Raw genomic sequence first — 21431 nt, 5'->3', positions numbered from 1 at the left:
CGGTCAGCGAGCATCGGCCCGCCGTCCAGCCCGGCCCAGCACCAGCGTGGTGCGCAGATCGAGCGTCACGGTGCCGCCGAACTCGTCGACAAGTCGGCCGAGCGCGGCCAGGCCGCGTTGCTGCTGCTCCGGCGGCCGGGTCAGGAACGGTCCGAAGGTCCGTACCAGGTCGAGATAGCGCTGCCTGTCCAGTGGCAGCTCGCGACGGAAGACCTCCTTGTGGACGTCGAGGAACTGCCCGTGTTCGACGACGTCCTGATGGAACCAGTCCGCCTGCCGTTCCCGTACGGTCGGGTCGATGGCGTGCAGCACGGCTCGGACCGCCGCTCGCTGTACCGGGTCGGCGTAGTCGTAACGATGCCCGAAGATCGCCAAGGTGCCACCCGGCGTGAGTGCCTGCCGGGCGCGCGGGTTGCGGGTGGCGGGATCGAGCCAGTGCCAGGCCATGGCACAGGTCAGCACGTCGACCCCACCGGCGGGCGGCGCCCATTGTTCGAAGGTGTCGCCGTGGACCCGAACGTGGGGAAAACGCGTGGCCAGCAGCGCCGCCATTCGCGGATCGGGTTCGAGGCAGATCAGGGGTGCGCCGATCCGGGCGAGCACCTCGGTGCCCTTGCCGGTGCCGGCACCGACCTCGACAACCGATGTCGGCGTGCCGCCGTGGTAGGCGACGAGCTGGTCGGCGATCCCGGGCGGATAGCCCGGCCGGACGCTCTGGTACAGCTCGGCTGTCGGCCCGAAGACGTCCACCGCCGCACTCCTTCCGGTCATGCCGTCGCCTCCACCTCGCGTAGCGAGTCGATCGCGGCCTGGCTGCCCTCGCTCAGGTCCATGCCCAACGCCTGAAGCATCACCACCAACGCGCCGAGCGCGAGGGTGCCCCGCAGCTCCTGCGGCCCGGCGCTGGACAACCGCCCGGCGTGCGCCAGGATCCGGCCGATCACGGCCCGGCAGTGTGCCGCGACCACCTCGTCGGAGCGGGCCGCCGCGCACGCCTGCAACCACAGGCCGGTGACCACGCCGTCCGCGATGAGCGTGCGGAAGCCGGCGCGCATCGCCGGCAACGGCTCGGCCGGGTGCGCGCCGGCCGCCTGCTGGAGCACCTGCCCGATCCGGGCCTCCAACTCGTCCAGGCAGGCCAGGAAGAGGTTGCGCTTGCTGCCGAAAAGCCGGAAGACGTACGGCTGTGACACGCCCATCTGGTCGGCCACCTGCTGGATCGACGCGGTCGTCAGCCCGTGGTCGGCGAAGACCCGCATGCCGATGTCGATCGCGTCCGTACGGCGCTGTCGGGCCGTGCTGCGTTGTTCCACCACAGCCGCAGCCTGACACTAGTAACCACTTACAAACAAGGCCGTGGCGAGGCGTTTCCGATTCCGATGAACAGCGGCGCTCGCTAGCCGTCCCTGCGGTACCGCCCCGGGGGAGTAGGTTGGCAACAGCGGGAGGAGGTGTGTCGCGATGATCCCGACACTGATCCTGTTCGGTCTTCTCCTCGGCCGTTGGTGGCGCACGACGCTCATCGCCGCTGCCCTGGGCTGGCCGGTGCTGCTCGTCGCGACTGACGTGTCGGGCGTCGGCCCGGGCTTGCTGGGCGCGTCCGGCCTTGCCGTCGTCAACACCGCAGTCGGCGTGCTGGTCCACCGCGGTGTCCTGCTGGTCGTCCGACAACGACGGCATCCGTGATCGGCCGTCCGCCCTCGGATGCGTGGGTCAGCTCACGGCGCCCGTGGCCGGCCACGGGCGCCTGAATCTCATCACTACCCTGCGGGGATGGGCGTCGTCGAGCGGTTGCGGCGAATCCGGGGCTGGTTGTGGATCGTGCAGGACCGGCCCACCCGTCGACAGTTGGGACCGCCGGGCCGGCCCGTCCGTGACAGCGGTCCCGGTCAGGAAGTGGTTGCTGCGTCGGTGCCGGGCCGGTGGGCGGGTTGGAACAGTTCGATCAGGTTGCCGGCGGGGTCGGTGAGCAGGATCTGCCGTCCACCCGGGCCGCTGACCAGCTCGCTGCGGAACGTCACTCCACTGCGGTGCAGTCGATCGATCTCGGCATCCAGGTCGTCGACCACGAGGTGGATGCGGTTGCGCCCAGCGGCGGCGGCGACGTCGGTGGGGGTGGCGCGGGCACCGGAGCTGGCCGGCCCGGACAACAGTAGCCGTAGCGGACCGCGCACCACGTCGGCGAAGGCGGGGGCGGCGCTTCTGTGCAGGGTGAACCCGAGATGAGCGGTGTAGAAGTCGACGGCGGTGCCGACGTCGTCGAGACGAGGTAACGAATCTGCGCTCGTTCGAGCCGGCCGTGCAGCGCCACCTCGAACAGCAGGTCGGTATCGCGCCGGGCAGACTGAACGAGTATTCGCTTATCGAGTTCGCGCGGCCGGGGAACCCGCCCGTGCAGATCCACCACGGCACCCGCGACGAGGTGGAGCCGATCGGTGCCGTGCGGCAATTCCGGGATGCGATGGTGCGCCGCGGCAACGAGTGCACGCTCATTGAGTACGACCACGCCGGCCACGGATTCCACTATCCCGGCGACAGCGGGCACTTCGACGAGGTCATCGAAGCCACGGCATTGTTCCTCCTCGACCGGATCGCCACGACGTGACCTTGGAGATCCACTCCTGTGGGTGAGGTCCGACCATGAGCGTCCTGACCAGGTGGCTCCGCCGGCACCGGTGGCGGGCCACCAGTGACATCGCGTCATGTGTCCGCCCGCCGGATGTCATGGTGAGGTGGTGACGTGGCGGCCCTTTCAGCAGGATCCGGTACGGGCTGCAATGGATGACATGTCCACCACACCGTTGCTCCAGGCACATTCCCGACCGGCGGTCGACAGCTCCAGACCCTTTGGCGCCCACCTGCGGATGAGCTGGTGGAAGCCGCTCGTGGTCATCGTCGTGCCGCCGTTGGCCATGCTGATCCTGCAGGTGCTGTTCTTCCTGGTGGTCGGCGTCATCGAGAGCAGCGACGACCCGATGTCAGCCACCTTCACGCCGCTGAAGTTCCTGGCCGTCAACGTCAGCGTGGGCCTGGCGGGCGTACTGGCGATTCTGCTCCTCTGCTGGATCGCCAAGGTGCCGTGGCGCAGTCTGATCAGCTCACCGCGAGCATTCGACGTCCGCCGCCTGGCGTGGTACCTGGTCGGCGCGGCGCTGGTGGTCGGCGCCGGGATCGGCGTGGTGGCGCTTGTCGCACCCGACGCCCCCGGCTGGACCGGCTTCGGGATCACCGGCACGACCATCGCCATGCTGGTGATCATCGTGCTGAGCACGCCGGTCCAGGCCACCGGCGAGGAATTGATGTTCCGAAGCGCGGTGCTGCCCGCCGCCGCGTCCTGGGTGCGCTCGGTTCGCCTGGCCCTGGTCGTCGGGCTCGTGATCTCCAGCCTGGGCTTCGCCGTGGTCCACGGGTCAACCGACCCCTGGCTGTTCGGTTACTACACCGTGTTCGGCATCGCCACCGGGCTCATGGCCATCATCAGCCGGGGCATCGAGGCACCTGTCGCCTTCCACGTCGCCAACAACGTCCTGTTCACGGCCGTCAACACGGTGATGGCGGACGGCGAGGCATTCGCGATCGACAGGTCCACCGACACCGGCGACGCATCCCTGCTGATCCTCGCCGTCGTCAACGTCGGCATGGTGGTGCTCGTCTGGCTGCGCGAGCGGAGAACGCACGCCCGGAGCTGACCTCGCTGTCAGTTCGAGCCGGAGGCTTCCAGGTCGGAAAGCGTCGAGTGAGCCCGTTGAGTGGACCGACCCGCAGCCAGGCCCTGCCTCGCAATGGCAATGTGGTCTCCATGGACAGGAAGCAGGTCGCCGACTGGATCGTCGCCTACGAACGGGCGTGGCGGACGCCGGGCACGGCGGCGCTCGGCACGCTCTTCACCGAGGACGCGAGCTACCAGCAGGGGCCGTACTGGACGCCGGTTGTCGGCCTGCCGGCCATCGCCCAGATGTGGGAGCAGCAGCGCAAGGGCCCCGACGAGGTGTTCCAGATGACAGGTGAGATCGTCGCCGTCGACGGTGACACCGCCGTGGCGCGCCAGGAGGTCCGCTACGGCGACCCGGTTGACCAGGAGTACCGCGACCTCTGGATCATGAGATTCGCTGACGACGGACGTTGCCGGTCGTTCGAGGAGTGGCCGTTCTGGCCGGGACTACAGCCGGCCGCCTGATCCGGAGCGGCCGGACCACAGGCGTCGGCCGGCTGCTGGACGGACTCAGGTGGCGCTTGCCGCGATGGCCGCGTACCTGCGGTCCGGGCGGTCCGGGAACTGCTGTCGCAGACGCTGACGTTCGGTGAAACCGGCTCTGGCCAGGCGGATGGAGAACTCGTCGGCCGGCCAGCGGTACGCGGTGAGGACCTTGTGCTCGAACTCGGCCACCTCGTCGTCGCTGTCGAAGAAGCCGATCACCAAGCTGCCGGACGGGGCCAGCATCCGGCGGAACTCGGCGAGCGCGAGGTCCAACTCCGCTGGCGGCAGGTGGATTGTCGAGTACCAGGAAAGGATGCCGGCCACCGAATGGTCGGGGATGTCCATCCCGGTCATCGACCCGAGCCGGAAGACCGGCCCGGGGAAGTTCGCTCGGGCATGATCGATGAACTCGCCGACCAGGTCGACGCCGGTCACGTCGGCGCCGAGTGAGTGCAGGTAGCCGCTCCAGTGACCGGGGCCGCAACCGAGGTCGAGCACCGGTCCGTCCAGCCCGGCGAGGTGGCCCCGGATGAGGGCGACGTCGTCCACGTGGGTCTGCCAGTCACCTTCGATGAGTGCGATGTACTGCGCTGACATGGATGAATAGGCATCCCGTACCGGCTGGTCGCTCACCGCGACACCCTAGCCCGGGGCGGGATGCTCAGCCGCGGTTGAGTACGGCGGCTCAGGCGGAGCACGGCGGCCGATTCATATGTTGGCACCCATGACCCCGACCATCGAACTCGAGCGCCTCGTCCGGACGTCAGACCTGCACGGCCTCGCCAGGCGGATGCAGCAGGCCGTCCTCGCCGCCGGCGCGCGGCCCGCGCACGACGACGTTCACGAGGGTGTACGCGAGAAGCAGAACTGCGCGGACCGTGAGCGTCGGTCGCCCTGACCCGCCAGCCAGGGCGTACGCATCTGCCGATGAGCGTGCATCAGAGATGCCGTACGAACGGTGCCGCACCGTCAGGCGTCGCTCGGTCCGGGTGTCCAGCCGGTGCGCTGGGCCCAAGCGTCCGCGCGCCGGATGATGTTCCAGACGAACGAGTCCTTGGCCTCGACGTAGCCTTGCCGGTCGTGGCGGAACGATGCCGCACATCGGCGCTTTATGACGGCGTACTCGGTGGCCGCCTGTGGATCTGACCTCAGATAGTCACGGAAGAGCAGCGGGAACTGCTCGGAGAAGCTGCCGAGCCGACGGACGTGAATATGGGTCCGCCGCCGGCCCGGCGGTTCCCGGAAGTAGCGCTTCGTCCGCTCGGGGTTGTCGGCCCGATAGATGAAGCCGAGCCGATCCAGCGGCTCTCGGAACGTACCGACCATGTCGAGTGATGGCACGGACACCTGGATGTCGATGACGGGCTTGGCGGCCAGGCCCGGTACCGCGGTCGAGCCGATGTGGTCGATGCGAACCGCGGTATCGCCGAGAGCACCACGGAGCACGACTCCCAAGTCGGCGAAAGCGCTGGCCCAGGCAGGGTCATAGTCGGCGATCTCGACCGGACTCGGCACCTCGCCATGATGCCACGGATGCGCTCATCTGCCGCTGGCCGTGCTCGGTCACCTACCGCTTCTACCTGGAGGAGCGGTTGTTGTCGTTGGACGGCCAGAGGGGAGCGCCGGTAGTCAGATGAAGCTGAACATTCGTGTGCCGGGCGGCATCGGGGGGACGGTTGTGGGGCGGGTGGTGAGTCGGTGCATTCCGACCCGGAATCTGGCGTCGGTGGGGCTGGTGAAGGACATTTCGCTGAAGCCGTTCTCGGCGAGGCAGGCGCGGATGTCGTGACTGGGGTCGTGGCCGTCGTAGGTGCGTCCTCGGGTCCAGATCACGATGCCTTCGGCGGCGACAAGGGTGTGCAGCATTGCGATGGTCCGGCGTACGTCGTTGACCGTGATGTTGCCGAACACGCCGCAGGCCAGGAGCAGATGTGCGGGCTGGATGTTCACGTAGGTGTCCGTCGCGCCGGCGTCTGCGGCGCGAACGTCGATCCGGGGCAGCCCGAGACCGATGGCTGCGGTGCGGGCGCGCTGCGACAGCGCCGGGTCACGCTCGATGAGCAGGGCTTCGACGGTGCGACCGCCGTGGTGTTCGGCAACGGCATTCAACCAGCCACCAGCGATGAGATCCGCAGGGACGCCTGCCCCGGCCATGTCCGGTCCACCGGTTGCCCTGCCCGGAGGGCTACCGGTCTCGACGCCTGGTGTCGGGCTGCGGTGGGAGAATGTTGCGGAGGTGCGAGGTGGGCCCGCCGGCGGTGACGAAGCCGGGACCGGCTGGGCGGCGCAGGTCCGGCGGGCGCGGTCGTCAGCTCAGTTCTGCTTGTCGGCCGCCCGACGCGCGGCGCGTTCGTGGCGGTCGACTGCTCGGGTGTGGGCGATGGTGAGAAGCCGATCGATTTCGGGCAGCAGGTGCGGGCCGGGCATGACGATGCTGCCGAAGCCGTACCGCGCGTAGCCCGGGTGCGGTACGAGAGTGTCCAGCCGGGCGAAGTCGAACTCGTGCCGGTGGTCCTCGAAAGCCTTCGGCGGAAAGCCGAACAGCCTCTCGAACTCGGTTCGGCCCAGGTTCAGGTTGAGGCGGAAGACGCCGGGACGGTCGAGTTGGGAGGCGTCGTCGAAACCGGGTACGTCGTGCTCCACGATGGTGGCGAACGGCTGGCGGCGGTCGGGGCCGACGTGGAAGAACCGGTCGCCCCAGGCAGCCTCGGGTGACCCGTTCTCCTCGCTCGCCACGACCTGCTCGACGCCGGGCAGCGCGAGAATCCGGTCGGCGAGCACTGCCGCATCGACGCCGGTCGGGATGTGCAGCACCGCGTCGGCGTGGTCGATTGTGGCCTGATCCAGCGGGAAGTAGCGGTAGTCGTGCGTTCTCCGTTCGGCCGCTGGTATCTCGGCTGCCCGGACGTACCGCGGGAGCGCGGTGTCCTGCTGGAGGCTGCCTTCGTAGGTGGACCGGGCGGGGGCCTCGATGCCGAGCGCGGGGGAGGCGCCGAGGCTGCCGACGATCACCGCGTACCTGTCGGTGAGCAACGAGGCGACGATGGCGCCCGCACCGGCCCACGAGACGTCCGTTCCGGCCATGGTCATCGTGCTCGATTGACGCTGAAGGTGAGTGTTGTGCGCGAACACCAGCGTGGGTCCGCGGTGTGCCTCGGCCGAGCGGATCGCGAGCAGGTTCTCGGCCATCAGCGCGTCCCGAACCCCGGCCAGGCGGGCGAAGCGCTCTTCCTGCTTCAGCGGTGCGGCGGCCGCTGCGTGGTAGCGCAGCACCGCGACGGCGGACGTGGCGTGCACGAACGCTGTCTGCCAGCCGTCGGCCAGTCGGGGCGCGTTCAGGTACAGCTCGGTCAGCAGGTCGTCGGCGATCGCCCGTAGGCGCTGGGCGTCGGCCGACCGACCGACCGACCTACCGGGCTCCCAGATCGCTGCCGTGTCGCTCCACCGAGCCTCGTCTCCGACCAGGCTGTCGATCTCCGCTGTTCGGTCGAGGCCGAGGAAGTCGCAAACCCGCATCAGGTAGCGCCGAGGGCTCGGGGCGCCCTCGATTTCCAACGGGGCGTCGAAGCCGTGGAACGTCAGGCGCTCGGCGGCCGGTCGCCCGACGTTCCACTCGCGCATGCGCAGCAGCAGGTCGCGGTTGGCCGGGGCGGCGCCGAGCCCGTGGCTGAACCCTTCGGCGAGCGCCCGGTCGAGGGTGACGGCGGTGCTGCCCTGGACGAACTCGTTGGCGATCAGCCCCGCCGCCCGGTCGCTCTCCAGCGCGATCGACAGGTAGCCCCGCTCGGCCAGCGACAGGAAGGTCTCGTTGCGGATCTGGAGGAAGGCGGACTCGCCGTGCGTCGGCTCGCCGAGCGCGAGCAGCGTCGGCGGTACGGCAAACAGGTCGAGAGGACAGGTCATTTCATCAACCGTATCGTTGAACCAGCGGTTGAGACTTTTGAGCAATGGAGCGCGGTGAAGGGCACCAAACCCTCAAACCCAGGGGTACGCCGATCAGTCGATCTCGCGCGCCGGCACGGCCTCTCCGCGCAGGCCGTGCGTAACTACGAGCGAGATGGCGTCCTGCCGGCGGCCCAACGCAGCCCCACCGGCTACCGCCTGTTCACCGAGGTGCACGCCAAGGCGCTGAGCGCCTACCTTGCGCTGGTCGCGGGCCACGGCTACCCGGCCAGCGGCGAGATCATGCGTGCCGTCAACCGGGGCGACATCGACGCCGCGCTGCGCACGATCGACGGCAGTCACGTCCTACTCCAGCGTGACCGAGAGACCCTGGACGCGGTCGAGGCGGCGGTCGCGATCCTCACCGGTTCGCAACGGCAACCGCAGAGCCGGAGCGCCGTGCCGATCAGCGTGCTGGCCCACCGCCTCGGCGTACGACCGGCGACCCTGCGCAAGTGGGAACGGGCTGGCATCCTGCAGCCGGCGCGTGAGCCGGCGACCGGCTACCGCCGCTACTCACCTGACGATGTCCGCGACGCCGAACTCGCTCACCTGCTTCGGCGGGGCGGATACCGGCTCGACCACATCGCCGGTGTGCTGCGTCGGGTGCGCGAAGCCGGTGGCACCGAACCGCTCGTCGCGTCGCTGAGCCAGTGGCGGGAACAACTCACCACCCGTGGCCGAGCCATGCTCATCGGGGCCGCCCGGCTCGCCGAGTACCTCGACGCCGACGCCGGGATCCGCCGTCCGGCGCTGGACACCGCCCGGAACGCCGGCTCACGGCCGTGAGCGGGCTGCCGGGGCGCGTCGCGTCGCAGGTGTCGCCGGTGCCGCCGACGTGAACGACAGTGGCGTGCAGAGCGGTGGCTACGGCGGTCAGTAGCGGATCAGCCGGTGCAGCCGGAGGAAGGTCTCGGTGAAGCCGAGCGCGGGCCAGGCTCGCGAGGAGAGCAGGTTTGTCACCCGCCAGTCGGTGACCACGCTGTCGAACCCGGCCGACGCCGCCCAGTCGATGACGGCTGTGCCGAGTGCGCGTCCGGCGCCGACGCCACGGGCGTGCGGGAAGACCGCCGCGAACCCGAGGAATCCGGCCCGCTCCGGGCGGGCCAGGCTCAGGTGTGCGCTCGACTTCTCCAGCGCGCAGCCGACCGCCGAACCAATGACCTGGCCGTCGGCTTCGGCCACGAATGTGGCGTACGCCGGATTGTCGATGTCGGCGGTCCATTCGGCGACGGCTTCCTCAAGCGTGCCCGGCGGGCCGGCGGAGAAGGTCGGGGACTGCCCCTGGTGCCGCGGCAACTCAAGATCGAGCTGGGCGAGTGCCGGGATGTCGGCCCGGGTCGCGCGGCGCACCGACAGCCCGGCGGGCATGGCCGTTGCCGGCCGGATGGCGTGCGCGTGCTGCTGGCCGAAGCCCAGCCGGAACCAGGCCCGGACCAGCTCCGCGTCGTGCGCCGGCACGACCACGTAGTGCGCGGTGCGGCCCTCGTCGACCCAGCGGGCGGCGGCTGCCGCGTACAGGTCGCGCATCAGCTCGGGGTTGGTGACCGCCAGCCCGGCTGCCTCCACCCAGATGTTCGGCCCCCACAGCGGTGACGGCTTCGGGGCACCGAGGACGAAGCCCACCGGGACACCGGCGCGGTACGCGACAGCCCCCGACGCGTGAGGCGTCCCGTACGCGGCGGTCAGCTCCGCCAGGGTCGCGGCGGCGTCCTCGAACCGGGCGGACAGCAGTGGCTGGGCGACGCGGTGCCGGCGGTGCCGGTCGGCGAGCAACATGGCGCAGGCGGCCAGATCGGCGGCCGTGAGCGGCCGTAACTCTGTCCGGGGCATGGCCGGCACCCTACGGGCCGCCGGCGTCGGGGTCATCCTGGTTTCGAAGGAGTGGCCTCGGCGAGGACCGGCTGCCGCAGGATGGTGCGCTGTTTCTCGGGGGCTACTCTGCGGAAGTCACTGAGATAGATCTCGTGGTGCTTACCTGTCATCCGTAGCCCCTGGGCGGGGATGAACTCGTCGTGCAGGTCGGCGAGCACGGCTGCCTCGTCATCGAAGGAGCCGACGTGCAGCGTCTGTACGCACCGCCCTTCGGACAGGGTCTCCAGCCGGATGTCATCGAGGCGTGCCGGCCGGTTCCTGGCCCCGGCCTGCTCGACAGCGGCGTCGACAAGTGCCGTGTCGATCCAGTCGGGGACCATCAGCAGCAACGTCCAGCTCCACCGGGATTTGTCCCGTGAGGTGGTGAAGGCAGCCGTGTCCTCGGCCCACCACAGGCCCTCCAGGGGCGGGACGACGTAGTCGCGCCCGAGGTCGCGTTTGCTTGCGAACTTGAGTTTGTACGCCACCGGGTAGAGCGCTTCGACTGCCGCGGTGAAGGTGGGTGAGGTGTTGGGGTCGCCGTGGCCGTCGATCATGAGGTAGCGCATGTCGGGTACGTCCACGATCCGGAACCGTCCCCGTGGCGCCTGGTAGGCGTCGACTGTCTTCTTGAAGTCAATCTTGGCTGTCATCGGTTTCCTGGACCGGGTCGAGCGGGGCACCGCCGAAGCCGACCTCGTTGCCGTCGGGGTCGCGGTAGATCACCTTGCGCACGCCGTTCTCGTACGTCTCTCGCGAGGCAGGTTGGACACCCCGGGCGGCCATGTCTGCCACCCGTCTGTCGAGGTCGTCGACGAACACGGTCTGCAGGGCGTGGCCGGCCCGCTCGGGCAGTTCCTCGATGTAGAGGTAACGGTGCTCGGCAAGCTCCCACACCGCCTCCGTGTCGTTCGGCACGAACGTGGGTGCGGAGCCCAGCAGCCGCTCGTACCAGGTGAGGGCACGTTGATAGTCGCTCACGGGGATCCCGGCGAAGAGGTCTACCGTCACGCGGTCACGCTAACCCGCCCTACCGACACACTCGAGGAACTGCCGCCGGCCTCGCCGGTGGCATCAGGACCGGATCCGGAAGGGGGCCAGGGTGGCGCGGATCTGGTCGCCCGCGCCCCAGTCGTCGTCGAACTGGGCGAGAACGGCGAGGTGCTGTCGTAGTTGGACGATCGGCATGCGGTCCCGCCAACCGTCGTCGAGGGAGGTCAGCTCCGCGTAGACATCGAAGAACCGTTGTGCCTCGGGCGGGGGCGAGGTGGACCACACGTGGGCGAGGTCGACCTCGGCCCACATGTAGGACACGGCCGGGTCGATGAGCGCGGGCTGCCCGTCCAGGGTGGCCAGCACGTTGTGAGCCCACAGGTCGCCGTGTGTCAGGCAGGCCGGCCGGTCCGGCAGCAGGTCGGGCAACCTGTGACACAGCCGCTCCAGCGCCGCCCGGTCCGTCGGGTCGAGTGCCGCGTCGACGCGGGGCTCCCCGAGCCACCGCAGCAGCCGGTGCTGGGCGAAGAACGCGAAGCCGTCGTCCGCCCAGGTGTTGACCTGCCGGCAGCGGCCCAGCCAGTTGTCGCGATGCCACCCGAAGCGCGGGTGGGTGGCGCCCAGGTGCAGGCGGGCGAGGGTGTGCGCGAACTGCTCCCAGAAGCTCCGACTGGGTGGCCTCGGTCGCAGCACCGACAACACGAGCAGCTCCCGGCCCGCCAGGATCACCTCGGGTGTGGCCACACCGCCGAGGTCGCGCAGGGCGACGAGCCCTTCGGCCTCAGCGACGAAGACGTCGTCGGCCGGCGGGTCGGCGAGGGCCTTGACGAACACCGGCGGCGCGTCGCGGCGGGTGGCGATGGCCGCGAGCGCGGCGATCCCACCTGTCGTCGGCTGCACCGTGACGACGTCCCGCATCCCGGCGCGGCGCAGCCGCTCCAGCAGGAACGTCGTCAGGGGCATCACGACGGACTCCTCCTGGGTGAGACGCTCTCCGACAGATCGTACGGCGGCGGGCTGCCGGTGCCCGTCAGCGCTCCAGGTACGCCGTCAGTCGGTCGGCGAGTTGCCTCGGATGGCTGAGTGCCACGGCGTGGCAGCCGTCGATCTCGTCCGGGACGACACCGAGCCGGTCGGCGGCCACCCGGCGTTGGAAGTCCGCCGGGAAGAACCTGTCGTCGCGCGCGATGAGCACCTTCGTCGGCACGTCCGGCCAGGCCTCCAGCGGCCACGGCTCGTGCCACTCGGTGCTGGCCTGCTCCCGTACGTGCGCCCCAGCCTCCGCGACGACCTCGGCCGGCACACCGTTGTAGAACTGCTGCTCCTCGCTGAGACCCTCGGTGCCCTGGTAACCGGTGTTGTCCCACCAGTCCTCGGGTGGCTCGCCCGGGCGCGGGATCATCGGCGTGAGCAGCACGATCAGCCGCACCGGCAGCTTGTCGGCGAGCAGCGGTGCGGTGAACGCCCCGTACGACTGGCCGACGACCACCAGGTCGCTCCGCTCGCCGATCGCGTCGACCACCGTGTCGCGGAACTCGGCGAACCCCGCTGAACGGTCCTCGATCGGCAGCTCCGGCACCACCACGTCGTGGCCACGGTCGGTCAGCTCCGGGACCAGCCGGTGCCAGTCCCAGGCGCTGCCGCCGCCGCCGTGGATCAGAACGAAAGTCGCCATGCCCCGGAGCCTGCCACCTGGGTACGACAACAAGGGCCGGCGCCGGTGTGTCGCAGGGGCCGGGCAGAATCGCGTTCGTGCTGGTGGCGGTGGTGTCTGACGAGCGGGGCGGGGGAGTGCTGCAACCTCTCGACCCGGCCGGCGTGCCGCTGGGCGGGCCCGAGTCGGTCGTCGACCTGCCCGCCGCGGTGGCCGCGCGGGAGCGCGCCGACCAACCGCGTTGGGTCTGGGCCTCCGGCGCGGCGCTCTACCCGGCGCTGCTGCGCGCCGGAGTGACGGTGCGGCGGTGTCACGACGTGGAGCTGACCGAGGCGCTGCTGCTCGGGTACGCCGGCCGGTGGGGTGAGCCGCGCGCGCTGGCGGCGGCGTGGGCGCGGCTGACCGGCGCGCCGGTGCCGGCCGATCCGCCGCCTCGGGTCGCCACGCCGCCCGGCGCCGGTCAGGGCGCGCTCTTCGACGCCGTGCCCGGGCCGCCGGGTCCGGGCATCACCGCGTTGACCCGGGTGTACGCCGACCAGCTCGGCCGGGTCGCGGCGACCGACGATCCCTGGCGGTTCCGCCTGCTGGTGGCGGCCGAGTCGGCAGGTGCGCTGATCGCGGCCGAGATGGGGGCGGCCGGGCTGCCCTGGCGGGCCGACGTGCACGACGCGGTCCTCGCCGAGCTGCTGGGTGAGCCGTCTCCGGTGGGCGGGCCGCCGCGCCGGCTGGCGGAGTTGGCCGGGCGGATCGCCGAGGCGTTCGGGGTGCGGCAGCTGCACGCGGACAGTCCGGCCGAGCTGCTGAAGGCGTTCGCGCGAGCCGGTGTGGAGCTGCCGAACACCCGGGCCTGGGTGCTGCGCGGGGTTGATCATCCCGCGGTCCCGCTGGTCCTGGAGTACAAGGAGCTCTACCGGATCTGGACGGCGCACGGCCGGGCCTGGCGGGACGCCTGGGTGCGCGACGGCCGGTTCCGGCCGGAGTACGTGCCCGGCGGGGTGGTGTCGGGGCGTTGGGCCACCCGGGGCGGCGGTGCGTTGCAGATCCCCAAGGTGATCCGCCGGGCGGTGGTGGCCGACCCGGGATGGCGGTTCGTGGTGGCCGACGCCGGGCAGTTGGAGCCACGGGTGCTGGCGGCCGTCTCCGGTGACGCCCGGCTCGCCGCCGCCGGGGCGACAGGTGACCTGTACGCCGCGCTGGCCCGGGACGCGTTCGACGGTGACCGTGGTCGCGCCAAGTTGGCGTTGCTCGGTGCGATGTACGGGCAGACCGGTGGATCGGCGGTGCCGGCCCTGGCGGTGCTGCGGCGCAGCTATCCGACGGCGTTTGGGCATGTCGAGGCGGCGGCGCGTACCGGTGAGACGGGTGGCCTGGTGCGGTCCTGGTTGGGGCGGACCTGCCCGCCCGGCACGGCGGGATTCGGTGCCGACGACGACGGCCCGGTGGACCCGGAGGTGGCCGGTGAGGTGCAGTCGCCCCGGGCCCGGGCGGCTCGCTCCCGGGGCCGGTTCACCCGTAACTTCGTCATCCAGGCCACCGCGGCCGAGTGGGCGTCCACCCTGCTCGCGGTGCTCCGCGGTGAGCTGGCCGGCACCCGGGCGGAGCTGGTCTTCTTTCAACACGACGAGGTGATCGTGCACTGCCCGGCGGGGCAGGCCGAGCAGGTCGCCGAGGTGGTGGAACAGGCCGGCCGGCGGGCGACCTCGCTGCTGTTCGGGGACACCCCGGTCCGCTTTCCGTTGGATCTGTCCGTCGTGGAGTGCTACGCCGACGCCGTCTGAGGACGGGCTGCCGCGATCAGCGCCTGGTAAGACGGGAAAAATCTAGTATGGGCGTTATGTGGCATCGGAGACCTGCGGACGGAACGGAATCGTGAACGCCACAGTGGCGGTGGGGCGGCCGGACACCCGCCTGGAGGGCGCAGACAAGGTGACGGGTGCCGCCCGGTACGCGGTGGAGTATCCGGTGCGAAATGTGGCGTACGCCCAGGTCGTGCAGTCGACGGTGGTGCGCGGTGAGATCACCGCCGTGCACACCGACGCCGCGTTGGCGGTCGGCGGGGTGCTCGCCGTGCTGCATCACGGCAACGCCCCGCGCGTGGCCGCCGGGGTCGACGCGGAGCTGTACCGGTTGCAGGAGCCGACCGTGCACTACCGGGGTCAGATCGTCGCCGTCGTGGTGGCCGAGTCCAGTGAGGCGGCCCGGGAGGCGGCCCGGCTGGTCCGTCTCGACTACGACGAGCAGCCGTACCGGACCGAACTCTCGGCCCAGGACCCGGAGCTGTACCAGCCGGCGCACATCAACCCGAGCCTCCCGACGGATGTGGTGGCCGGGGACGTCGACGCCGGGTTCGCCGCCGCCGAGATCCAGTTGGATCTGCTCTACCGCACACCGTCGTACCACAACAGCCCGTTGGAACCGCACGCGTCGACCGCGCAGTGGCACGACGGACACCTGCTGGTGCACGACTCCGATCAGGGCTCCGCGTCCGTCCGGGACATCCTGGCCCGGTTGTTCGAGCTGCCCCCGGAGGCGGTCCGGGTGGTCAACACGCACGTCGGTGGTGGTTTCGGCGGCAAGCAGTACTGCAAGGTGCAGACCGCGCTGGCCGCGCTGGCCGCCCGGCAGGTCGATCGTCCGGTCCGGCTCGCGCTGACCCGTCAGCAGATGTTCGGCCCGGTCGGCTACCGCACGCCGACCATCCAACGGGTCCGGCTCGGCGCCGACCGGGACGGACGGATCACCACTGTCGTCCACGACTCGGTGACCCAGACCTCGACGGTGACCGAGTTCGCCGAGCAGGTGGCCGTCTACACCCGCAACATGTACGCGGCGGCGAACCGGCGCACCACGCACCGCCTGGCGCGCCTCGACGTGCCGACACCGTTCTGGATGCGGGCCCCGGGACACACCCCCGGCTCGTTCGCCCTGGAGTCCGCCCTCGACGAGCTGGCGCTGGCCTGCCAGGTCGACCCGGTCGAGCTGCGGCTGCGCAACGACACGATGATCGACCCGGAGAGCGGAAAACCGTTCACCAGCCGCAACCTGGCGGCCTGCCTCCACGACGGCGCACGCCGGTTCGGCTGGGCCGACCGGAACCCGACCCCCCGATCCGAGCAGGGCGGCAGGTGGTTGTACGGCACCGGCATGGCCGGCTCCTGCTATCCCGCCCGGGCCCGCCCGGCCACCGCCTCGGCGGCCGGGTACGCCGACGGCACCTTCGAGGTACGCATCAACGCCGCCGACATCGGCACCGGTGCGCGTACCGCCCTGTGGCAGGTGGCCGCCGACACGCTCGGGGTGCCCTCGGAGCGGGTGCGGATCCAGGTGGGCGACACCGCGCTGCCCCGGGCGGAGCTGGCCGGCGGATCGACCGGCCTGGCCTCGTGGAGCTGGGCCGTGGTGCGTGCCTGTGAGCGACTCTGCGACCGGCTCGCCGAGCTGCGTGGCGGTGTGCCGGCGGAGGGTCTGCTCGTCGAGGCGAGTACCCACGAGGAGGTGGCGGCGCAGGCCACGCTGCCCCGGTACGCGTACGGCGCGCAGTTCGCCGAGGTGCGGGTGGACGGGGAGACAGGTGAGGTCAGGGTGCGACGGCTGCTGGGTGTCTTCGCCGTCGGCCGGGTGGTCAACCCGACAACCCTGCGCAGCCAGTTGATCGGCGGGATGACCATGGGCCTGTCGATGGCGTTGCACGAGGCCGGTCTCTTCGACGTCCGGTACGGCACCTGGGCCAATCACGACCTGGCCAGCTACCACGTGAGCAGCAACGCCGACGTGCCGGCGGTCGAGGCGTACTGGGTGCCTGACGAGGACGCCCAGCTCAACCCGGTGGGAGTCAAGGGCGCCGGTGAGATCGGGATCGTCGGCACGGCCGCGGCGATCGCCAATGCGGTGCATCACGCGACCGGAGTGCGGGTCCGCGAACTTCCGATCACCTTGGACAAACTGCTGGACACCTGAACCGGCGGGCAAATGTTCACCTGATTTTTCCGGCTCATACATGTCGAGACAGCGGGGAATTCGTCCGCCTGACGCGGGGTCGCCCGCTGTTCCCGCCTACCCCTGCCGTATGTCACCCTGGCTCCGCAAACGTGACCACTTCGATCGACATGGTGTCGGTACCGGGAGGCGGCATGGCCAGGCGCGTGTATCTGCATATCGGTGCGCCGAAAACGGGAAGCACCTATGTGCAGAACGTGCTCTGGAACAATTGCGCCGCCTTGCAGGAGGCGGGCATTCTGCTGCCGGGTAGTCCGGTGGCGCACGACCAGGCGATGGCCGACCTGCGCGCGGCGTCCTGGCGGGACACCGACGTCTACTGGACCTGGGACCGGCTGGCCGAGAAGGCCAATAGCTGGACCGGCGACGTGATCATCAGCAACGAGGGCCTGGGCGCGGCGACCGGTGCGCAGGCCGCCCGGGCTGTGGAAAGTCTCGACGGTGCCGAGGTGCACGTCATCGCGGCCGGTCGTGACCTGTGGCGGACCTTCCCGTCGTTCTGGCAGCAGAGCGTCCGGGCCCGCAGTGGCTGGCGGTTCGGTGCCTTCATGCGCGCCGTGGAGGAGGGCAGGGCCGAGGCCTTCTGGAACAACCACACCGCGCCGCGCATGCTGCGTCGATGGGGTGACCTGGTCCCCGCGGAACACCGCTACCTGGTGACGGTTCCCGCGCCCGGCGCCCCACGGGACCTGCTGTGGCACCGGTTCGCGGGGATCCTCGGGATCCCGGACGGGGTGTGTGAGCTGGCAGAACCCACCTCGAATCCGTCGCTCGGCGCAGCCGAGATCGAACTGCTGCGTCGGGTGAACCTGGCGTTGGGTGACAGGTACCCGCTGCGTACGCCGTACCAGAAGGTGGTGCACCGGCATCTTGTCGATGCCGTGCTCAAACGCCGCGAGGGGGTCACCTTCGGTGTCGGTCTGGACCGGGCCGACTGGGTGCGCGAGCTGGCGGAGCAGCAGATCAAGGAACTTCAGGACTACCCGTGCCGGATCGTCGGTGACCTCGACGAGTTGCGGCCGACCGTGATGCGGCAGAGCATCAGCCCCGACGACCTGGACGAGGAGCAACTGCTCCAGGTCGCTGTCGAGACGATCGTCGGCATGCTGGCGCACGCCGATGCGCTCAGCCAGCCGCCGGCCGGCGACCACGACAACGTGAACGTCCTCTCCCGGCTGAGGACCCGGGCGGCCGGCGGCGTCAAACGCCGGCTCCGCCTGGCCACCCGCCGCGAGCCGTAGCCGGGCCGGGGCCCGCCACCGCCTCGTCACCGGCTTGAGTGCCCCCGGCCGGCCCGATACTCGTCGCGGCCGGGCCGCGCTAGCGTGCGTCGGAGGCCAGGTCCAGCAGGGTACGGACGACGACGTGACGGGCGAGCGGGATCTTGAAGGCGTTGTCCGACTGTGGCCGGGCGTCGGCGAGTTCCGCCGCCGCCGCCCGCCGCAGCCGCTCCTCGGTGACCGGTCCACCGCGCAGGAGGTCCTCGGCGCGGGTGGCCCGCCACGGCTTGTGGGCGACGCCGCCGAGCGCGATGCGCACGTCGCGGACCAGCCCGTCGGCGACGTCGATCGCGGCGGCCACCGAGACCAGCGCGAACGCGTACGAGGCCCGGTCCCGGACCTTGCGGTACCAGGAGCGGGTGGCGAACGGCAGCGGCGGCAGGTCCACTGCGGTGATCAGTTCCCCGTGGGTCAGCACGTTGTCGGCCTGCGGCTCGGCGCCGGGCAGCCGGTGCAGCTCGGTCAACGGGATGCGCCGGCCGCCGTCCGGGCCGAGGGTCTGCACCGTGGCGTCCATCGCGACAAGCGCGACCGCGAGATCCGACGGGTGAGTGGCGACGCAGTCCGGTGAGGCGCCGAGAATGGCCAGGTCCCGGTTGTGTCCCTCGATCGCGGAGCAGCCGGTGCCGGGCTCGCGTTTGTTGCACGGCGTGGTGACGTCCTGGAAGTAGAGGCAGCGGGTGCGTTGCAACAGGTTGCCGCCGACGGTGGCGAGGTTGCGCAACTGGGTGGAGGCGCCGCTCACCACGGCCTGGGCGATCACCGGGTAACGGCGCCGGATCAGTGGATCGGCGGCCAGGTCGCTGTTGGAGACTCCGGCGCCGACGCGTACCCCGCCGTCGGGCAGTTCCTCGATCGACCGGGAGGTCACCCCACGGATGTCGACAAGCAGGTCGGGGCGGGCCACGTCGAGCTTCATCAGGTCCACCAGGTTGGTGCCGCCGCCGAGGTAGGCAGCCCGGGGCGAGCCGGCCAGCAGGGCGACGGCCCCGGCCGGGTCGATCGCGCGTTCGTACCGGAACGGCCTCATGAACCGGCCACCTCCTGGATCGCGGGCACCATGTTGGCGTAGGCGGCGCAGCGGCACAGGTTGCCGCTCATCCGTTCGCGGATCTCGTCGGGGTCGACCGCCAGGTCGACCGGGCCGCCGTTCGGGCCGTCGCCGGGCGTGTCGAAGGTGACGGTGCTGGGCCGTCCCGCCGCCGCCTCCGCCAGCATGGCGACGGCGGAGACGATCTGCCCGGGGGTGCAGTAGCCGCACTGGAAGGCGTCGTGGTCGATGAAGGCCCGCTGCACGGGGTGCAGGCCGTCGGTGGCCAGACCGGCAGCCGTGACGATCTCGCCGCCGTCGTGGGCCACCGCGAGCGCGAGGCAGCTGTTGACGCGCTGCCCGTCGAGCAGCACCGTGCACGCGCCGCACTGCCCGTGGTCGCAGCCCTTCTTGGGGCTGGTGTTGCCGAGCCGTTCACGGAGCGCGTCGAGCAGCGTGGTGCGGGTGTCGACGGTGAGTTGGTGCTCGACGCCGTCCACCCGCAGGGTGACCTCGGTGTCCATCGTCCGCCTCCCGGGTGGTCGTGGCGTGTCGGCGACGCCATCCCATTAAAGGGATCTTTCATCCATGAAGCCGGGAAAAGCGATAAAAATGGACGCAACGGTTGCCGGCTGAAAGGCGTCGACGTGTTGGCGGAGGTGTGGCCGTTCGTCCAGCAGCGCCACGGCGTCGGCCAGCGGGTGGTGCTGGCCCGACTGGTGCGACGCTCCGGCCCCGGCTCGCGTCCGCTGGGCGCCACCATGGCCGTCGCCTCGGACGGCGGTTGGACCGGCTCGGTCTCCGGCGGCTGCGTGGAGGCGACCCTGCTCGACGAGGCCCGGGCGGTCCTCGACGGTGCCGGCGCCCGGCTCACCTCGGTCAGCCCCGGCGCCGACCTGATGCCGTGGGAACCCACCCCGGCCTGCTCCGGCGAGCTGGGCGTACTGCTCTGCCCCGTGCCGACCGGCCCGGTGTACGCGGCCATCGGCGCGGCGCTGGCCACCCGCCGCCCGCTCGCGCTCAGCGTCGAGCTTCGGGAACCGTTCCGCTGGTCGACGGCGGCGAATCGGCACGGGCTGCCCGACGGCGACGACCGGTTCGTCGAAGAACTGGTCCCCGGTCCACTGTTGCTGCTGGTCGGCGCCACCGACCTGGCCGCCGCGCTGGCCGCCCTGGCGGTCCCGACGGGACGCCGGGTCGTCGTGGCCGATCCACGACCGGCGTACGCCCAACGGGACCGGGTGCCGGCTGCCGACGACGTGATCTGCGTCTGGCCGGACGAGTGGTTGGCAGCGGGTCACCTCGGCCCGCGCGACGCGGTGCTGGTCCTGACCCACGACCCACGCATCGACGACCGGGCGCTGCGCGCCGCGCTGGCCGGACCGGCCGGCTACGTCGGTGCCCTGGGCAGCCGGGCCACGCACGCCCGGCGGCTGGCCCGGCTGGCCGGTACGCCGGGTCTCAGCCGGCTTGCCGGCCCGGCGGGGCTGGACCTCGGCGGGGTTTCCCTCACCGAGACCGCGCTGTCGATGCTCGCCGAGGTCATCGCGGTCGGCAACCGACGCGGCGGCGGGCGGTTGCGTGACGGGCAGGGCGCGATCCGGCCGGTGGACCGGATCACGGCCGGCGAACTGGTGCTGGGCGAGGCGCCCGTCGGCGGGTGAGCGGACACCCGAGGCTCTCCTGTAGACCTATAGATACCCAATTTACACCAAATGCCCCGCCACTCTCGTCCGACCGCTGTCGTTGCAAACGGTGTGCGTAGGACGGGAGGGTCGGGGTCACGCGGCCCCGACCGCTCCCAACGTTGGAGGGAGCGCAGCTCTGAACCGGATCGCAGGAATGATCATCGCTGCGGGGGGTGGCCGCCGCATCGGCGGGCCGGAAGCCCTGCTGCACCAGGGCGGCAAGCCACTTGTCGACCAGATGATCGACACGCTGACGGAGGCGGGCTGCGGGCAGATCGCGGTCGTCCTGGGTGCCGCGGCCGACCAGGTCCGCGAGACCGCCGACCTCAGTCGCGCCACGGTGGTGGTCAACCGCGCCTGGGGTACCGGCGTCGGCTCGTCCATCCGGGCCGGCCTCGCCGGCATCGACGACGACCGGGTCGAGGCGGCGGTGGTGGTGCCTGTGGACATGCCGGGGCTCACCGCCGCGGCGGTCCGCCGGGTCACCGCGCTGCCCTTCCCCGACGTGCTTGTCTGCGCCACCTACAACGGTCTGCGCGGTTACCCGATGCTCTTCGGCCGTCGGCACTGGCCCGGCATCGCCACCCTGGCAAGTGCCGACGTCGGCGCCCGCCCGTACCTGCTGGCGCACAAGGACCAGATCGTCGACATCGCCTGTGACGCGGTGGCCGACGGCAGCCGCGTCGACACCCCCGAACTCATGGCCCTCTACGGCCTCTCTGTCCCCGAACAACGCGTACCCGTCTAACCCCCCGCCCCACCCCGTTGATCATGAGGTTAGCGGCATTATGAAGAT

The 21431-nt window shown here is 70.8% G+C and carries 25 protein-coding genes; 11 read left to right on the top strand and 14 right to left on the bottom strand.

The genetic code is table 11. From position 1 onward, the window contains the following. Positions 1-3: 3 nt before the first annotated feature. Positions 4-771 (bottom strand): class I SAM-dependent methyltransferase, encoded by a 768-nt coding sequence (locus tag Van01_RS30675; RefSeq protein ID WP_204015035.1) that lies wholly within the window; start codon positions 769-771, stop codon positions 4-6. Further along, positions 768-1316 carry a TetR/AcrR family transcriptional regulator gene (locus Van01_RS30670; protein ID WP_204015031.1) on the bottom strand — a complete coding sequence of 183 codons (549 nt, stop codon included), beginning with the start codon at positions 1314-1316 and terminating at the stop codon, positions 768-770. The genes Van01_RS30675 and Van01_RS30670 overlap by 4 nt, the downstream gene beginning before the upstream one ends. A gap of 145 nt (positions 1317-1461) precedes the next feature. Between Van01_RS30670 and Van01_RS30665 the strand changes: the two genes are divergently transcribed. Then, complete coding sequence (locus Van01_RS30665) at positions 1462-1686, top strand: hypothetical protein (protein WP_204015028.1); 225 nt, start codon at positions 1462-1464, stop codon at positions 1684-1686. 203 nt (positions 1687-1889) lie between these two features. Here the strand turns inward: Van01_RS30665 and Van01_RS30660 are convergent, their stop codons facing one another. Next, a complete protein-coding gene (locus Van01_RS30660; protein ID WP_239099396.1) occupies positions 1890-2210 on the bottom strand; it encodes a VOC family protein in 321 nt (106 codons plus the stop codon). An 89-nt stretch (positions 2211-2299) separates the two neighbouring features. On the opposite strand from Van01_RS30660, the gene Van01_RS30655 reads away from it, so the two are divergent. The 3 genes from Van01_RS30655 to Van01_RS30645 all read left to right on the top strand — a co-directional run bounded on the left by Van01_RS30655 (position 2300) and on the right by Van01_RS30645 (position 4177). Continuing rightward, positions 2300-2605: a dienelactone hydrolase family protein gene (locus Van01_RS30655; RefSeq protein WP_204015025.1), complete on the top strand. Its 306-nt coding sequence runs from the start codon at positions 2300-2302 to the stop codon at positions 2603-2605. Between the two features lie 181 nt (positions 2606-2786). Next, entirely contained in the window at positions 2787-3689 is a 903-nt protein-coding gene (locus Van01_RS30650; RefSeq protein ID WP_204015021.1) for a CPBP family intramembrane glutamic endopeptidase, read from the top strand. 110 nt (positions 3690-3799) lie between these two features. Then, positions 3800-4177: a YybH family protein gene (locus Van01_RS30645; RefSeq protein ID WP_204015019.1), complete on the top strand. Its 378-nt coding sequence runs from the start codon at positions 3800-3802 to the stop codon at positions 4175-4177. Between the two features lie 45 nt (positions 4178-4222). Here the strand turns inward: Van01_RS30645 and Van01_RS30640 are convergent, their stop codons facing one another. Further along, positions 4223-4795 (bottom strand): class I SAM-dependent methyltransferase, encoded by a 573-nt coding sequence (locus Van01_RS30640; RefSeq protein ID WP_373306311.1) that lies wholly within the window; start codon positions 4793-4795, stop codon positions 4223-4225. A gap of 127 nt (positions 4796-4922) precedes the next feature. Between Van01_RS30640 and Van01_RS30635 the strand changes: the two genes are divergently transcribed. Further along, complete coding sequence (locus Van01_RS30635; RefSeq protein ID WP_204015016.1) at positions 4923-5096, top strand: hypothetical protein; 174 nt, start codon at positions 4923-4925, stop codon at positions 5094-5096. A gap of 71 nt (positions 5097-5167) precedes the next feature. Here the strand turns inward: Van01_RS30635 and Van01_RS30630 are convergent, their stop codons facing one another. From Van01_RS30630 to Van01_RS30620, 3 genes are all read right to left on the bottom strand, one after another. Further along, a complete protein-coding gene (locus Van01_RS30630; protein WP_204015015.1) occupies positions 5168-5713 on the bottom strand; it encodes a GrpB family protein in 546 nt (181 codons plus the stop codon). 114 nt (positions 5714-5827) lie between these two features. Continuing rightward, on the bottom strand, positions 5828-6352 hold the full coding sequence (locus Van01_RS30625) for a class I SAM-dependent methyltransferase (RefSeq protein ID WP_204015014.1): 525 nt from the start codon (positions 6350-6352) through the stop codon (positions 5828-5830). Between the two features lie 159 nt (positions 6353-6511). Continuing rightward, a complete protein-coding gene (locus Van01_RS30620; protein ID WP_204015013.1) occupies positions 6512-8101 on the bottom strand; it encodes a DUF6194 family protein in 1590 nt (529 codons plus the stop codon). Between the two features lie 54 nt (positions 8102-8155). On the opposite strand from Van01_RS30620, the gene Van01_RS30615 reads away from it, so the two are divergent. After that, entirely contained in the window at positions 8156-8929 is a 774-nt protein-coding gene (locus Van01_RS30615) for a TioE family transcriptional regulator (RefSeq protein ID WP_204015012.1), read from the top strand. Between the two features lie 87 nt (positions 8930-9016). On the opposite strand, the gene Van01_RS30610 is transcribed toward Van01_RS30615, so the two are convergent. The 5 genes from Van01_RS30610 to Van01_RS30590 form a co-directional block, all read right to left on the bottom strand. Next, positions 9017-9973, bottom strand: coding sequence for a GNAT family N-acetyltransferase (locus Van01_RS30610; RefSeq protein ID WP_204015010.1), 957 nt, complete (start codon positions 9971-9973; stop codon positions 9017-9019). A 32-nt stretch (positions 9974-10005) separates the two neighbouring features. Further along, entirely contained in the window at positions 10006-10647 is a 642-nt protein-coding gene (locus tag Van01_RS30605) for a GyrI-like domain-containing protein (protein WP_204015008.1), read from the bottom strand. Beyond that, on the bottom strand, positions 10631-11005 hold the full coding sequence (locus Van01_RS30600) for a VOC family protein (RefSeq protein ID WP_204015005.1): 375 nt from the start codon (positions 11003-11005) through the stop codon (positions 10631-10633). Before Van01_RS30600 ends, Van01_RS30605 begins: the two co-directional genes overlap by 17 nt. A 63-nt stretch (positions 11006-11068) precedes the next feature. Beyond that, positions 11069-11950, bottom strand: a complete 882-nt coding sequence (locus Van01_RS30595; RefSeq protein ID WP_204015002.1) for a fructosamine kinase family protein — start codon at positions 11948-11950, stop codon at positions 11069-11071. Between the two features lie 67 nt (positions 11951-12017). Continuing rightward, positions 12018-12662 carry an alpha/beta fold hydrolase gene (locus Van01_RS30590; RefSeq protein WP_204014999.1) on the bottom strand — a complete coding sequence of 215 codons (645 nt, stop codon included), beginning with the start codon at positions 12660-12662 and terminating at the stop codon, positions 12018-12020. Between the two features lie 47 nt (positions 12663-12709). On the opposite strand from Van01_RS30590, the gene Van01_RS30585 reads away from it, so the two are divergent. The 3 genes from Van01_RS30585 to Van01_RS30575 all read left to right on the top strand — a co-directional run bounded on the left by Van01_RS30585 (position 12710) and on the right by Van01_RS30575 (position 17878). After that, on the top strand, positions 12710-14419 hold the full coding sequence (locus Van01_RS30585) for a bifunctional 3'-5' exonuclease/DNA polymerase (protein WP_204014996.1): 1710 nt from the start codon (positions 12710-12712) through the stop codon (positions 14417-14419). Between the two features lie 91 nt (positions 14420-14510). Then, the gene (locus Van01_RS30580) at positions 14511-16598 is read left to right on the top strand and encodes a xanthine dehydrogenase family protein molybdopterin-binding subunit (RefSeq protein ID WP_204014994.1); all 2088 of its coding nucleotides are present in this window, start codon (positions 14511-14513) and stop codon (positions 16596-16598) included. 173 nt (positions 16599-16771) lie between these two features. After that, on the top strand, positions 16772-17878 hold the full coding sequence (locus Van01_RS30575) for a hypothetical protein (protein ID WP_204014991.1): 1107 nt from the start codon (positions 16772-16774) through the stop codon (positions 17876-17878). A gap of 79 nt (positions 17879-17957) precedes the next feature. On the opposite strand, the gene Van01_RS30570 is transcribed toward Van01_RS30575, so the two are convergent. Together Van01_RS30570 and Van01_RS30565 are read right to left on the bottom strand one after the other, a co-directional pair. Next, positions 17958-18947, bottom strand: coding sequence for an FAD binding domain-containing protein (locus tag Van01_RS30570; protein WP_204014988.1), 990 nt, complete (start codon positions 18945-18947; stop codon positions 17958-17960). Continuing rightward, positions 18944-19471, bottom strand: a complete 528-nt coding sequence (locus Van01_RS30565) for a 2Fe-2S iron-sulfur cluster-binding protein (protein WP_204014985.1) — start codon at positions 19469-19471, stop codon at positions 18944-18946. Before Van01_RS30565 ends, Van01_RS30570 begins: the two co-directional genes overlap by 4 nt. Positions 19472-19594: 123 nt before the next feature. Between Van01_RS30565 and Van01_RS30560 the strand changes: the two genes are divergently transcribed. After that, positions 19595-20611 (top strand): XdhC family protein, encoded by a 1017-nt coding sequence (locus tag Van01_RS30560; protein ID WP_204014982.1) that lies wholly within the window; start codon positions 19595-19597, stop codon positions 20609-20611. A 178-nt stretch (positions 20612-20789) separates the two neighbouring features. Continuing rightward, positions 20790-21383 carry a nucleotidyltransferase family protein gene (locus Van01_RS30555; protein ID WP_204014980.1) on the top strand — a complete coding sequence of 198 codons (594 nt, stop codon included), beginning with the start codon at positions 20790-20792 and terminating at the stop codon, positions 21381-21383. Positions 21384-21431 lie beyond the last annotated feature (48 nt).

This window comes from Micromonospora andamanensis (assembly GCF_016863495.1).
Classification (GTDB): Bacteria; Actinomycetota; Actinomycetes; order Mycobacteriales; family Micromonosporaceae; genus Micromonospora; species Micromonospora andamanensis.
Note: the sequence above shows the minus strand (reverse complement) of the source record. Positions and strands in the feature narration are given on the sequence as shown.